The organism is Dubosiella newyorkensis, assembly GCF_001945605.1.
Lineage (GTDB): Bacteria > Bacillota_I > Bacilli_A > Erysipelotrichales > Erysipelotrichaceae > Dubosiella > Dubosiella newyorkensis.
Genome location: NZ_MPKA01000067.1, coordinates 1 through 13,739 on the forward strand (window position 1 = coordinate 1; position 13,739 = coordinate 13,739).

Sequence of the window (13,739 nt, forward strand, 5' to 3'; positions counted from 1 at the left end):
ATATACAACGATTCGATCTCCCGAACCGAATAGTCTTCGAATTCCGGAATCGTTTTTTTCACGATATAAGCCAGGATCGCCTTTTTGGAAAGCACCTTTTTGCAGGCCGCATCGAATGTCTTTTCTTGATTCCATTGTAGCATAGGATACGAGAATATTTCTTCTCGAACAAAGCTGTACATAGTGATTCCCCCTTCTTATATTCAATACGACAAAAATCAAAAAAATGGTCCCAAAAAAGAAAAGAACTTCTCCAAAAAATTTAGAGAAGTTCTTTTTCCTTAATTCGCGTTGCTTGCCGCGATCTTCACTTTCGCGAACATATCGGCAATCATCTTTCGCGTATCCGCATTATATTCGAACACTTCATCGTTTTTATAACCTGTCCGCGGAACATACGCGTTGATTCCTTCAAAATCTGTTTCGGCAAGCTCATCCTCCACCTCTTTATTTGGAGAAGTATACCCTACATAGCTTGAATTATCATACGCAGCTTCATATTGACACGTATAATTGATAAACGCGTACGCCAAATCAACATTTTCTGCATTCTTTGGAATAACCATCGCATCCGTCCACAAATTCGTACCACTTGTCGGCAAATAGTATCCGATATTCTCATTTTCAGACATCACATACGCGGCATCCCCCGAATAGATCAAACCAAGCGCTTTACGACCTTGCGCCATATTATCTATGATCTCATCCGTCACGATCTCAGGATCCATTTCCTGCACACAACGAAGCAACCAATTATACGCTGCATTGATTTCTTCCGGATCCGAAGTATTCATCGAATAGTTCAGCGCCTTCAAAGCCATCATGAACGAATCACGCTCCGAATCGTACAAATACAAATCACCTTTATACTTTGGATCCAAGAAAATATTGAACCCTTCCTTTTCCAGATCAGAAAGAGGCACTTTATTTTTATCATACACGATTCCTACGCTGCCCCAGAAATAAGGAACAGAGTACGCATTATGTGGATCATACGCCAAATCAAGAACACTAGAATCCAAAAGATCCATTGAATCTTGGATCCGCGATGGATCCAAAGGTTGCAACAAGTCTTCCTGAATGAGCCGTTGAATCATATAATCGCTAGGAATCAAAATATCATAACGATCTTTGTTCGCCACCTTGATATACATCTGCTCATTCGAATCAAATGTATCCATGACCACTTTGGCCCCTGTCTCCTCTTCAAAATCAGAAATGAAGTTTTCCCCAACATATTCTCCTGGCATATAGATATGGAGCGTTTGTCCCGCATACGGTTTACTTCCCGCTTGCCGACCCCATCCAAACAAGCCGATCACTAGCGCAACAATAGCCACCGCCCCTACGATCTTTGGCCACTTCTTCTTTGGCAGAAGCTCTCCCATATTCACTTCTTCTTTCTTCACCATTTTCTTTCTCAAAAACGGAAGAATATTCATCAACACCAAACCGATCGTAATGAAAAGAACCACAAGCGTCGAAATCGCGTTGATGCTTGGATTCACGCGCTTCGACATCGTATACACCATGATCGAAAGGTTCTTTACCCCTTGACCTGTCGAAAAATAAGAAATGATAAAATCATCAAACGACATCGTAAACGCGATCAACGCTCCCGAAACGATTCCCGGCATGATCTGAGGAACAATAACTTTCGTGAGCGCCTGCCAAGGAGAAGCTCCAAGATCCATCGCCGCATCTGCCAAATTTGGATCCAAGCTTCTAAGCTTTGGCATGATCGAAAGCATCACATACGGAATACAAAAAGCAATATGCGCTAATAATAAAGTCGTAAAGCCTCGATCGATCTGGAACGTGATGAACAAAAGCATCAAGCCGATCGCCGTTACGATCTCCGGATTCATCATCGGCAAATCGTTGACCTGCTGAATATAACGCTTCACCCACTTTTTCGAATACGCCATCCCGATCGCCGTGATCGTTCCTACGATCGTCGAAACAGCCGTTGCGATCAGCGCGATCACGATCGTGACATATAACGATTCCATCATGCCATGATTCTTGAACATCGCCTCATACCAGCGCAGCGAGAACCCCGTAAAAGCCGTCAGCGATTTCGAATCATTGAACGAGAAGATGATCATAAAAACGATCGGCAAGTAGAAAAAGATCAGCGCAAGCGTCATGATGACCTTGCCAAAAATTCTCTTGTCCTTCTGCATCCTATCTCTCCTTGTTGGCTTTTTGATCGAGCTTGCGGACAAAAAGCATCAAAAGCATCATTACGAGCGCCATGATCATCGAGATAGCCGAACCAAAATTCCATTCTCCCACAGTGATGAATTGATTCTCGATGACATTTCCAATCAAGAAATATTGACCGCCACCCAACAATTTTGGAATGAAGAAAGCCGAAACCGCAGGCAAGAAGACAAGCGTGATCCCCGAAACGACACCTGGAAGCGAAAGCGGAAACACGATACGCCAAAACGTTTGAAATTTATTGGCACCTAGATCCGAACTCGCATCCAGCAACGAACGATCCATCTTCGAAAGCGACGTGTTGATCTGCAAGATCATAAATGGCAGAAAGTTGTACACCATACCAATCAACACAGCCGTTTGTGTATATAAGAGCTTGACATCATGAAACCCAAACAACGAAAGCAGCCAAGCAGCCGGTCCTCCATCGCTCAAGATCCCGATCCATGCATATGTACGAACTAGCATATTGATCCACATCGGCACAGTGACCGCCATGATCAAGACACCTTGCATCTTTTCTGAACAGCGGGAAATAAAATACGCGATCGGATAGCCAAGCAACAAACAAATCGCCGTCGTCTTCAAAGCGATCCACAACGAACGCCACAAAATGATCAAAAAGTCTTTATCTGTAAAAAAGCGAATATAATTATCCAAACTCAACTGGAAGTGAACGATCGAGTTGCCCGGCTTCAAAAATGAATACATCAAAATCAAAATCATAGGGACAAGCAACATCACAAAACTCCAAATCAAGTAAGGGATCGCCAATTGAGCAAACTTTTTCATTAGAATCCCATCTTCTCCATCACATGAATATCTTCAGGCTGGAAGGAGAGTCCGACCTCTTTGCCTTCCTCCACAAAATCTGTCGTATGGATCTTCAATTCCCGACCTGTCGTCCAGAACGTCATCGGATAGATCCCTTCCTTGATCGTGTCTGGATCAAAGTTATAATCCACCGAAAGATCGACTTTCTCATCTTCATTGTCCAGTTTCCAGCCTTGCGCGTTCGCCCACGTCTTCAAATCCGTATCGAGAGCCATCGATTCTTTGATCTCATCGACCGTTTTAAAGAAGTTGAACGCCGAAACCGCCTCATTCGCCTTTTTATTCTCTACGACACGCTGATCGACCACCCAAATACGGCGTGTGATCGAAAGCCCATTGATCGTAGAAAACGTGACCTCATATTGACCGATCTCGTTCTTTAAATCGGTATCCACTTTTTGGATCGGAAAATACTCATCGGTTTCTTTTGACCACGCTTGCGCATCGGCGCGAGCGATCAGAACCGACTCATCCCAATCCTTCATATCCTCGATATCGAGATAAAAGTCATTCGCCGAGATCCGAACATCTTCTTTTTCCACGACATTGGTTTCGTTGTTGTTGACATGCATATTCACAGTCACATGCGTTCCAGGAACCGTCTCGACCATCACTTCATAATGCACACCTTTGAACAACACGTTTTCTACCGTCCCAGTCAACTTGCCTTGATTCAGAGGTACGATATCAATATCTTCCGGACGAATGATGATATCCACATTCTCGTTTTCCTTGAATCCAACATCGACACAATCAAAATTCATATCATCAAAACGCACAAGCTTGTCTTTGAGCATCTTCCCTGGAATGATGTTCGATTCTCCGACGAACTGCGCTACATATTTATTGACTGGTTCGTTGTAGATCTCTTGTGGAGAGCCCACCTGCTGGATCTCCCCCTCCTTCATAACCACGATCTTATCCGACATCGTCAGCGCCTCTTCTTGATCGTGCGTCACAAAAATAAACGTGATCCCGACCTCTTGCTGGATCCGCTTCAATTCGTACTGCATCTCCTTGCGAAGCTTGAGATCGAGCGCCCCTAACGGCTCATCCAAAAGCAGAACATTTGGCTCGTTTACCAACGCTCTTGCGATCGCGACCCGCTGCTGCTGGCCCCCCGAAAGAAGGGTGACATCTTTATTTTCATACCCCTCTAGACCAATTAGACGCAGCATCTTCATCACCTTCTGCTCGATGACATCTTTACTCATCTTTTTGATTTTCAAGCCAAAAGCGATATTATCAAACACATTCATATGCGGAAAGAGAGCGTACTTTTGAAACACCGTATTCAGCTCCCGCTTATAAGGAGGCAGTTTCGCGATATCTTTTCCATCAAAGATCACTTCTCCTTTATCCGGTTCTAGAAAGCCGCCTAAGATCCGCAGTAGCGTCGTTTTTCCGCAGCCACTCGGCCCTAAGAGCGTCACAAACTCGTTTTGATAAATATCGAGATCGATCCCTTTCAATATGATCTGGTTGTCAAATTTCTTGACAATATTCTTAAATTGAATGATCTTCTTGTTTTCTTGTTCCATGGTCTGATCCTTTCTAAAACATCGGAGGCATCGTGATCCAAAGCACCTTGGCTTCTTTGCGACTCGGATTCTTTAAATAATGACTTGGCGCCGCGTTCAAATAAAACGTCTCTTTCGCCTTGAGACGATACGTCTCTTTCCCCATCACTAGGCAAATATCGCCTTTCAGCACATAGCCAAACTCTTGGCCGCGATGTGGATCGATCGTCTGCGAGATCCCATTGCCTTCTAGCGTGAGCAAGATCGGCTCCATCTCGTTTTTTTGCGCGTTCGGCACGATCCACTCGATCGTATACCCTTCTTGCTCGGAGACAAAAAAATCCTCCTTGCCAAAAACGACCTGCTCCTTTCCTTCTTCTTTAAAAAAGGAAGCGAGATTCGTTCCGAGCGCTTCGAGAATATCTTCCAATGAAGAGATGCTCGGAGAAGTCAAATTCCGTTCGACTTGCGACAGAAAACCTTTCGTCAGCTCCGAACGAGAAGCGAGTTCCTCAAGCGTCAGATCATTGGTAAGACGCAGTTGTTTGATCTTTGTTCCAATGTCCATACTCCGCTCCTTGTGTTTAAAATATAAAACTATTTATTTATATCTAACAAACAATCATTATTATAAACAAAAAGTTTGCAAATACAATACACAACTGATTGCTATTTTTTTATTGTTATATCTCAAGCAAAACAATAGGGTTCCAACATAAGTGACCCTATACTAAATATTGAAAGAAGGAAAAAAAATGGAACAAAAAGAATATCCAACCGATGCGTTCGTCAAAGAAGCGCACGAAAAACACATTCCGATCATCGATGTGCGTCCAAAAGAAATGTATGAAGAAGGCCACATTCCAGGAGCGATCAATATCCCGCTCTCTACGATCCAAGATGCGGATGTCAAAGATGGAAGCTACCTCTATTGTATAATCGGCTACCACGCCGGACTCGCCCAAGAAGCACTCGCAAAAAGAGGCATCCACACGACCGATATCGGCGGACTCGATTTCTATCACGGACCACTTGAAAAATAAAAAAGATAGAGCCAAAAACTCTATCTTTTTATGAATTGCTTTCTTACGGAATACAGCGCGACAAAGACGACGAAAATCTCCAAACGACCCAACACCATTCCGATCATTTCCACGAGCAAGACAGGCTCGATCGTCTGCGGTCCCGTCATTCCGAAAGACAAGCCGACCGTTCCTAAAGAAGAGGCAAAATCAAACAAGGCTTCGATCACGCCACAATTGGAAAACACACAAATCAAGAACGTCCCCGCCATCAAGATCAATATATAGACCCCAATAAAACAAAAGATCTGCCGGATCAAAGCATCTGTTGCCCTTACTTTTCCTTGCGTGCGCGTAAATTCGATCGAGGAAAGTCCAGGAACATCTTCCACTTCTCTTCTTATATGTGCTTTGATCGCCTTCAAAAACAAATCGACTCGCATGATCTTGATCCCTCCTGCTGTAGAGCCCATTCCACCTCCGATGATCATCAAAACGAGCAGCACACATATCGGAGCGGAGGTCCACTCTGCATACGACATCGAAGAAAAGCCCGTCGTCGAGATTGCCGAAATTCCATCTAGGAGCGCTTTTCGAAAACTCTCGATCCACGAAAAGTCCATCTGAAAGCGAAGCAGCACAGTCAATACCACAACAGAAGCGACGATCAAGCCGCTCATGAACTTGACTTCGCTCACCTTCCAAACTTGCTTGAACTTGCCTTTGGTCAAAAGAAGCAGCACCGCAAAATTCGTCGTTCCAAACAACATCAATACGACCGTCACGAGCTCGATCGCCCAAGAATCGTATTCGCCAATGCTTCCAGCCTTTACCGAAAATCCTCCTGTCGAAAGAGAAGCCATCGCGTGGTTGATCGAATCAAAAAGAGGCATGCCCGCCATACAATAAGCCAACGTGCCTGCTGCCAACAAAAAAAGAAAGATCTTAAAGATCGTCCTTGCGGTTTTTTTCAAAGTCGGCATGAGCTGATCTGGATGCCCTTCGCTTTGAAAAAGCATCACATCGTGTGGGTCGTGTGTGACCATGACCATCATCATCACAAAGCCTAGGCCGCCACAAAACTGCATGAAGCTGCGATGAAACAAAAAGATATGCGGCACTTGGTTTACATCCATGACTGAAAGGCCTGTCGTCGTCCATCCCGAAGTCGATTCAAACAACGACTGGATCAAAGGAAGCTGTCCAGAAAACACAAAAGGCATGGCGCCGATCAAGATCGCCCAAAGCCACGTCCCCACCACGACAAGCGCGCTCTTTTTTCCAAGAGCTGGACGGTTTTCTTTTGAAGATCCCTTTTTCTGACAAGAACGAACATAAAGCAGCGTCCCGATGCCAACGGAAAACAACCCACTGTATAAAAAAGACAAACTATATTTTAAATCTTGCGGATAAAACACCACCACCCCAATAGGAATAAGACATAAAAGCCCAATCAAGATCATTAGTTTACCAAAACAAATGTTTACGCTGCTTTTCATTGCTCTTTTCTCCTTTCAGGATTTGGATCGCTTCTTGTTTTTGGACATCACTTGTGATCAGCACGAGCTGATCGCCTTCCATGATCGTCGTTTCTCCTTGGGGAACGAACAATCCATCCTGTCGTAAAATACTGCCAATCACAGTATTGCTCGGAAGCGAGAGCTCCCATAACTTTTTATGGATCGCAGCGTCGCTCGCCTCCATATCCAACTTGACGATCTGAAGTCCTTCTTCCAACCGCATTTCGTCCATAAACGCCTCTTGTTCGATCATGCGCGTGATCAAAGAGACTGCGCAGACAACGCGATCGACCCCACATCGTATAAAGAACTTCTTGTTGGCTAAATTACTTACAAGCGCAGTCGTACGCACCTTTGGAAAAATATTCTTCGCTAGGCGGCAAATCATCAAATTGTCTTCATCTCGCGGACAGAGCGCAATGACTTGACAAAACGCTTCCATTTGCAGATCTTCAAGGACATAGGGTTTTGTCCCATCGGCACAAATAACTTTTGAAGGACGATATTCCATTAGCTTTTGACAATCTTCTTCGCTTTTATTGATCAAAACTGGCATCATTCCTCGAGTGGATAAAGATTGGGCGAGCGATTTCGCTTTAGCGCGCCCTCCAACGATCAATACTTTTTCTTTCATGTTCTATCTCCGTAAAATTTGCGTATTCTCGCTTTCCTTCTGCAACAAAGAAGAACAGCGCTCTACCCATAGATCATCTAAACAAATCGTTTCGATCGCATAACCATCCATCACCTGTTTTCTTTCTGGATCGATTAAGCGGACAAAGATCTTGGCATGCTCGTTACACTCTCTTAAAAGAAGAGCGCACATCACATTCGTGCAATCATCATTGGTCGTCACGAAGATCTGATCCATCTCTTTTACGTGGACCATCGACAAATCATCCATATCTGTCACATTTCCGCATGCTTTCAATCCATCATAATTTGGAGATAGCTTGACGAAGGCCGCTTCGTTTTGGTCCACGATCGTGACGCTCTCTTCTCTTTGCGAACAAAGGCTCGCTAGAGAAGCGCCTAATCGAGAACATCCAAGAACGAGCACGTTATGTTCATGCTTTCTATTTCTTCCTTTTACCATGCTAGTAACCTCCTTTTCTTGGGCGTTTCTTCATACACGCCACTTCCTCGATATTCGACTTCGCTGAATAAAAATAAATTTTCTTTTGCGGGCGTATATGTCGAATCGAGTCCGACAGCAGCCCGAAAATGCTTGATCGCTGTTTGGCGGTTGCCGATCTTCATCAACAACAACCCCATAAAATTATGTGGCTGCGGAGAATCTGGATATTCCATCATAAGATCCAAGATCTTCTGTCTTCCTAATTCATACTTTCTATTTTCTATATATTCACGAATTTCTTGACTTGCCTGCCGCAAGTTCATCGTTGTTTGTTCCACGTTCATTGCCTCGCTTTCAACTACAGTATAAGCATACAGAAAACGATGCAAGAAAGGTGTGAGAGTCGACTTTTGAATGTTAGAATTGTGTGAGGAAAGAAAAATATGCTACAGACGACTCCAAAAGCGCAAAAATCGCTTCTTAAAAACCTTGGCATGATGATCTTATGCCTTTTATTACCGACTGCGATCGGCTTTTTATTTATTTCCTTCAAGCTGAGCGACACGACGATCATCTTGTTGTATTTATTTGGCGTGGTTTTGTGCGCCAAGTTCACAGATGGTTTTTACTATGGGATCAACGCGTCGGTGATCGCGGTGATGCTCTTCAACTATTTTTTCACCGATCCCCTATTTACTTTGCGGGTGAATAATTCCGATTATCCGATCACGATGCTGATCATGATGATCATTTCCCTTTTGATCAGCACATTGACCTCGCAAGAAAAACAAAGCGCAACTCTCGCTCGGCATAGCGCCTTGCAAGCCACGACGCTCTACAACTTTACGAACACGCTTTTAGAAGCCAACGAGATCGAGCAAGCCCAAGAGATCATCGTTCGCTCCTTTAGCGACACGTTCCATACTAAAGCCGCTTTTTTACCTCAGACCAAAAAAGGCCAGGCGGCCCCTTATCTTCTCCAGCAAATCCAAGCGAACACGATTAAGCATCGAAAATATCGACCAGAAAATCTAGAGCGCGAGTTTTCAAGTTGGCCCATCAAAAACAAAGAGGGCGCTTTTGGCTTGCTTTTGCTTCCAAAAATAAAAGAGGGCGGCTTTGACGAGGCTCAAAAACAACTCATCCATTCGATGTGCGCCTGCGCGGCTTTGGGATTGGATCGGATCGAGAACCTCCATCAATATATGGCTTCGCAAGAAAAGATCACCCAAGAACAATATCGTTCGAATTTGCTTCGATCCATTTCCCACGATCTTAGGACCCCGCTTTCAGGGATCATGGGAACGAGCGAAGTCCTCATGCGACTTGAAATCTCTCAAGAAGAGCGTATCCAAATGGCGCAAGGTATTTATCAAGAGGCAAGCTGGCTTTATTCACTCGTTGAAAATATCTTGAATCTTACACGGATGGAAGAAGGACATCTTATTTTGAACAAGCAAGAAGCGCTTGCCGAAGAAATCATCGAAGCGGCTTGCTCGACGGTCGAAAAGCGCAATAAAGATCGAACGATCCAAGTAAACATCCCCTCTGAGATCATCACGGTCGATGTCGATGAAAAGCTGATCGTTCAGCTGCTCGTTAACTTGCTTGAAAACGCGATCCGGCATACGCCCCAAGAAAATAAAGTCGAGATCGTTCTCGAAGCCGATCCTATCAAAAAAGAAGTCCGCTTTATTGTCCAGGATGAAGGCGAGGGAATCGGCAAAGAAGATTTGCCACATATTTTTGAGCCTTTTTATACATCGAGCCAAAATCAAAAAGATCGAGCGCGCGGCATCGGACTTGGTCTTGCGATCTGTCGTTCGATCGCCCAAGCGCATGATGGAGAACTGACAGCGCATAATCGTTGTGATCGAAGCGGCGCTCGATTCATATGCACCCTCCTTATGACAGAAAGGAAAGATCTATCGTGAATATTTTAATCATCGAAGACGATCAGCAGATCCGCAGCTTTCTAAGCTACATTTTAGAAAAAGAAGGATATCATCCAGAGATGGCGGCGACAGGAAAAGAAGGGCTCCAATTGCTGAAAGAAAAAGAATTCCAGTTGATCTTGCTGGATCTAGGTTTGCCCGATCTTGATGGAATGCAAGTAATCGAGAAAGTCCGCGCCGCTTCCAATCTTCCGATCCTCGTGATTTCGGCCCGCGATCAAGATCACGAAAAAGCGGACGCCCTTGATCTAGGCGCTGACGATTATTTAACGAAGCCATTTTCAACGACCGAACTTTTAGCCAGGATCCGCACGGCCCTTCGTCATGCCCAAAATGAAAACAAGACCCAGGCCGCCCTTGTCAAAAGCGTGCAAGGGTTGACGATCGATCTTGATTCTCATCGTGTCTTTGTCAACGAAAAAGAGATCCATTTGACGCCGCTTGAGTTTTCGCTTTTAGCGTGCTTATTCGAGCAAATTGGCAAAGTGTATACGACGCAAGCGATCTTGCAAAAAGTATATGGGACCCAATATGGAAGCGATACGCGGGCGTTGCGCACCTTGATGGCTTCTCTTCGCCGCAAGATCGAACCTCAGCCAGCTAAACCGCGCTATATTTTAACGGAAATTGGTGTCGGGTATCGTTTGAACGATCACGCATAAAAAAATGATGGATCTTGGAGCCATCGTTTCAGACTGCCGTCCAATAGAGTGTCGGCAGTTTTTTCTTTTTGCAACTGTTACCTATCCTACTCATATACTATATTTAGAAGTATTTCTACAAAAGCCATGAAACCCGATTCGATATTAACGATCGATTCCCGGGATAATTCAAAGCTTGATTTTTTTGGATTACTTTTGAGATCGTTTCCCATTTTTTAATGACCTCTTTATCTGAATAATCATCAACGCTCAATTTATTTTAAGGAGGTTTTTTTCATGTCTGATGAATATTCATGTCACGATCAGAAAACAAGCGCATTGGATCAGGTTTTCTAGATCATTCTCAACGAATGCATTCAGAACAGATCCAGCATTTTCAAAGGCCCTACAAACATACGAAGAGAAAACCCTCACAAAAAATGAATTTAAGTTATCCAAAAACTTGACAGATTTCCAGTATCTAGCTTACTTTGACAAATCAACATGAAGCAAATCCGCTCGCTCCTTGATCAATCGTTTCACGTTTTCTTTTTCTTCTTCAGGCAAAAAAGATTGTTCGCACGCTTCCAAAAAAAGATCAATATTTTTCAGCATTCGTTCGATTAGTCTTTCAGCAGTTTTCTTTTCGATCTCAATTGAATGCGCAAACTTCAAAAAATCCCCTCGCCTCAAATTTCGTTTTTTTCCATTCAACGTTAAAGCGGTTTGATCTAAATCTGTAGGCATCACGATATTAACAGGAAGTTGATCATACACCGGAGAAAGCTGATATACACCCGCTTTGTTTTGAATCAACGAGAAATTTTTTAAATGCATATCGGAATTGCCAATAAGAAACGCAAAAACAAGCCGGATAAACAATTCAGTCAAGTCGAATTGATAGAAAGCCGAATATTTTTTTATCGTTTTCGCACACCGCTCATAAGAACTGTTGTATTTGTCTTCCGTTAAACGGTTCTGAAGCTGGCAAAAATCTTCCATCGCCATTTTTACGACTTTTTTCTTTTTCTCCACCCGGTCAATTCGTTTCGTAATATACGCCAACGTCCCGTTTGTTAATCGAATCAACCCGAATGGGACGGCAGGAATCTTAGCGATTTGCGCAAGACGCATCCCCAGCTGCTCAAATTCAGGAAGATAAGAAAATTTTTCTGTTTGTGGTTTTAAAATATACCCTGTCGGATAATCCACGATCGTTAACCTCGATCCCGTCTCTTCTTCGATCAAATGTAAAGAAAGCTTTTTTTGAACGCCAGGCACCGTATATCCTTCGCTTACCGTTTTTCGGGCGATTTCCTGCAAGATCGAATCATCCAAATCAAGAACCGGATGCAAAGTCATTCCGAAAAATTTTTTAGTACATCCCGTATGCCATTGCGACTCCATTTCTTCTGGCGTAGGATCGACAAGCTCTTTGCCACAATATAAACATCTCATCTTTCACTCTCTCCCCATATAGACACATTTCCAATGGCATCTTTACAAGCTACAAGCAACACGCCAAAACGATCTTTACGATCAAGCTTCCAGTTTTGGATTGTCACATCATACAACCATCCTTCTGGAATTAGTCCATCAAAAAAAGGAAATAACACAGACGATTCATATGGTTCTTCGCGAAGCGGCAAAGTCAAGCTGACATCTTTCGCACCTTTTATGGCTAAATAGTCTTTTTCATAGGAAAAACGATAGCCGCTATCCGTCTCTTCAATGGTTCCGGCTTTTTGTTCCTCCACCCATACATTTCCTTTTCTCATTCCTCGCTCCGTTTCAAATCACCCGGCACCGCTTCCTTGCCAAACATCCTCAGCGCCTTGTTCACCTTGTCCATTCGAACCGTTTCCTTTCCTTGCTCCAGTTCTCGGACAAACCGCAATCCCAGTCCAGCTCGCAAGGCGAACTCCTCCTGCGTGATTCCAAGTTTTCTTCGCTCCGTTTTGATATAGTTTCCAATCGTTGTCATGTTGACATTTTATACCTTATCGGGTACATATTCAACAAAAACCACGATATAATACCTTATCGGGTATAAAAACGGATATTCCATCTGTGTGAGTACCCGAACGGGTATAATTTTGTTTAAGAAAAAAAGAACTATGCTCGCTTCTAGTCTTGCCTAGAAACTTACACAGTTCAATTTACACTCTTACTTTTTTCTCAACCTTTGATATAGATCGGCGTTGAATCCGCCATGATCTGTTGCGCGACTTGCTGGGTCGAAAACATGAATTCGATCGCCTTATGATCGGTCTTTCCTTTGCACGCTTCGCCTAAGCGTTGAAAGAGCTTAGGATCTTGCGGATCCATATCGACGATGCAAAGCCAATGCACTTCCTCGCCTTCAATACGTTCCTTCAAATACATCGACTGGATGCTTGGAAGCTCTTGAGCTTCTTGATAGAGCGCCTGGATGAGCGCTTCGACTTTTTTGACCGGCTCGCGCACTTGCAGCTTTTCGCCTTTTTTGATCCGTGTCGGTTTGATCACTGTCTTCTTTGTCTTTTGGATGCCTTCTAAAAATTCAACATCGATCGGAACGTTGATCGAGAATGGATCGAGCACGATCCCTTCGACTTGATCTTTGGCCATTTCCACGAACGGCATGAATTGATCGAAAGACAAGACGAGCGTATGGACGCTTTCGTCTTGGTTCCATGAGCTGAGCTCTTCATAGTCCGTGAACATTGGAAAGTAGTATCTTCCTTTGTCATCCTGCAATAAAAGCAGCTGGATCTGGGTGTCTGGCTCGAACACGAGCTGACCGTTTTCATCCTTATCGGGTTTTTTATCCCATTTGGCTGGAGCGAGAACATCCGTATCTCGCAAGATGCGGGCCATGTTCGTGATCGTTTCTTGATTTTCGTTTTCACGAAGCGCTTCGAGCGCTTTTTTTAATTCAGTATTCTTATATACATTTGCCAT

Annotated in this window: 15 protein-coding genes and 1 pseudogene; 3 read left to right on the top strand and 13 right to left on the bottom strand. The window is 43.8% G+C overall.

Annotated elements, in window-relative coordinates; all coding sequences use genetic code 11:
- From BO225_RS06735 to BO225_RS06755, 5 genes and pseudogenes are all read right to left on the bottom strand, one after another.
- Nucleotides 1-182, bottom strand: a pseudogene (locus BO225_RS06735) (hypothetical protein); the annotation flags it as partial.
- 99 nt (nt 183-281) lie between these two features.
- On the bottom strand, nt 282-2,186 hold the full coding sequence (locus tag BO225_RS06740; protein WP_076341492.1) for an extracellular solute-binding protein: 1,905 nt from the start codon (nt 2,184-2,186) through the stop codon (nt 282-284).
- A gap of 1 nt (nt 2,187) precedes the next feature.
- The gene (locus tag BO225_RS06745) at nt 2,188-3,018 is read right to left on the bottom strand and encodes an ABC transporter permease (protein WP_076341493.1); all 831 of its coding nucleotides are present in this window, start codon (nt 3,016-3,018) and stop codon (nt 2,188-2,190) included.
- Entirely contained in the window at nt 3,018-4,601 is a 1,584-nt protein-coding gene (locus BO225_RS06750; protein WP_076341494.1) for an ABC transporter ATP-binding protein, read from the bottom strand. The genes BO225_RS06745 and BO225_RS06750 overlap by 1 nt, the downstream gene beginning before the upstream one ends.
- Before the next feature lie 13 nt (nt 4,602-4,614).
- Entirely contained in the window at nt 4,615-5,148 is a 534-nt protein-coding gene (locus BO225_RS06755; protein WP_076341495.1) for a helix-turn-helix domain-containing protein, read from the bottom strand.
- Between the two features lie 187 nt (nt 5,149-5,335).
- Here BO225_RS06755 and BO225_RS06760 point away from each other — a divergent pair, with 187 nt between their 5' ends.
- Nucleotides 5,336-5,623, top strand: a complete 288-nt coding sequence (locus BO225_RS06760; protein ID WP_076341496.1) for a rhodanese-like domain-containing protein — start codon at nt 5,336-5,338, stop codon at nt 5,621-5,623.
- 20 nt (nt 5,624-5,643) lie between these two features.
- Here the strand turns inward: BO225_RS06760 and BO225_RS06765 are convergent, their stop codons facing one another.
- The 4 genes from BO225_RS06765 to BO225_RS06780 are packed head-to-tail and all read right to left on the bottom strand — an operon-like array spanning nt 5,644 to nt 8,544.
- Complete coding sequence (locus tag BO225_RS06765; RefSeq protein WP_076341497.1) at nt 5,644-7,101, bottom strand: TrkH family potassium uptake protein; 1,458 nt, start codon at nt 7,099-7,101, stop codon at nt 5,644-5,646.
- Nucleotides 7,070-7,756 (bottom strand): potassium channel family protein, encoded by a 687-nt coding sequence (locus BO225_RS06770; RefSeq protein WP_076341498.1) that lies wholly within the window; start codon nt 7,754-7,756, stop codon nt 7,070-7,072. The genes BO225_RS06765 and BO225_RS06770 overlap by 32 nt, the downstream gene beginning before the upstream one ends.
- Nucleotides 7,757-7,759: 3 nt before the next feature.
- Nucleotides 7,760-8,218 carry an NAD(P)-binding protein gene (locus BO225_RS06775; RefSeq protein WP_076341499.1) on the bottom strand — a complete coding sequence of 153 codons (459 nt, stop codon included), beginning with the start codon at nt 8,216-8,218 and terminating at the stop codon, nt 7,760-7,762.
- A complete protein-coding gene (locus BO225_RS06780; RefSeq protein ID WP_076341500.1) occupies nt 8,212-8,544 on the bottom strand; it encodes a tetratricopeptide repeat protein in 333 nt (110 codons plus the stop codon). Before BO225_RS06780 ends, BO225_RS06775 begins: the two co-directional genes overlap by 7 nt.
- Before the next feature lie 99 nt (nt 8,545-8,643).
- Between BO225_RS06780 and BO225_RS06785 the strand changes: the two genes are divergently transcribed.
- Complete coding sequence (locus BO225_RS06785; RefSeq protein WP_076341501.1) at nt 8,644-10,134, top strand: ATP-binding protein; 1,491 nt, start codon at nt 8,644-8,646, stop codon at nt 10,132-10,134.
- A complete protein-coding gene (locus tag BO225_RS06790) occupies nt 10,131-10,817 on the top strand; it encodes a response regulator (protein WP_233120304.1) in 687 nt (228 codons plus the stop codon). Before BO225_RS06785 ends, BO225_RS06790 begins: the two co-directional genes overlap by 4 nt.
- Nucleotides 10,818-11,282: 465 nt before the next feature.
- Here BO225_RS06790 and BO225_RS06800 read toward each other — a convergent pair whose 3' ends face one another.
- The 4 genes from BO225_RS06800 to BO225_RS06815 form a co-directional block, all read right to left on the bottom strand.
- Entirely contained in the window at nt 11,283-12,254 is a 972-nt protein-coding gene (locus BO225_RS06800) for a HipA domain-containing protein (protein ID WP_076341504.1), read from the bottom strand.
- A complete protein-coding gene (locus tag BO225_RS06805) occupies nt 12,251-12,574 on the bottom strand; it encodes a HipA N-terminal domain-containing protein (protein ID WP_076341505.1) in 324 nt (107 codons plus the stop codon). The genes BO225_RS06800 and BO225_RS06805 overlap by 4 nt, the downstream gene beginning before the upstream one ends.
- Nucleotides 12,571-12,780: a type II toxin-antitoxin system Y4mF family antitoxin gene (locus BO225_RS06810; RefSeq protein WP_076341506.1), complete on the bottom strand. Its 210-nt coding sequence runs from the start codon at nt 12,778-12,780 to the stop codon at nt 12,571-12,573. The genes BO225_RS06805 and BO225_RS06810 overlap by 4 nt, the downstream gene beginning before the upstream one ends.
- Nucleotides 12,781-12,974: 194 nt before the next feature.
- Nucleotides 12,975-13,739, bottom strand: coding sequence for an enhanced serine sensitivity protein SseB C-terminal domain-containing protein (locus BO225_RS06815; RefSeq protein ID WP_076341507.1), 765 nt, complete (start codon nt 13,737-13,739; stop codon nt 12,975-12,977).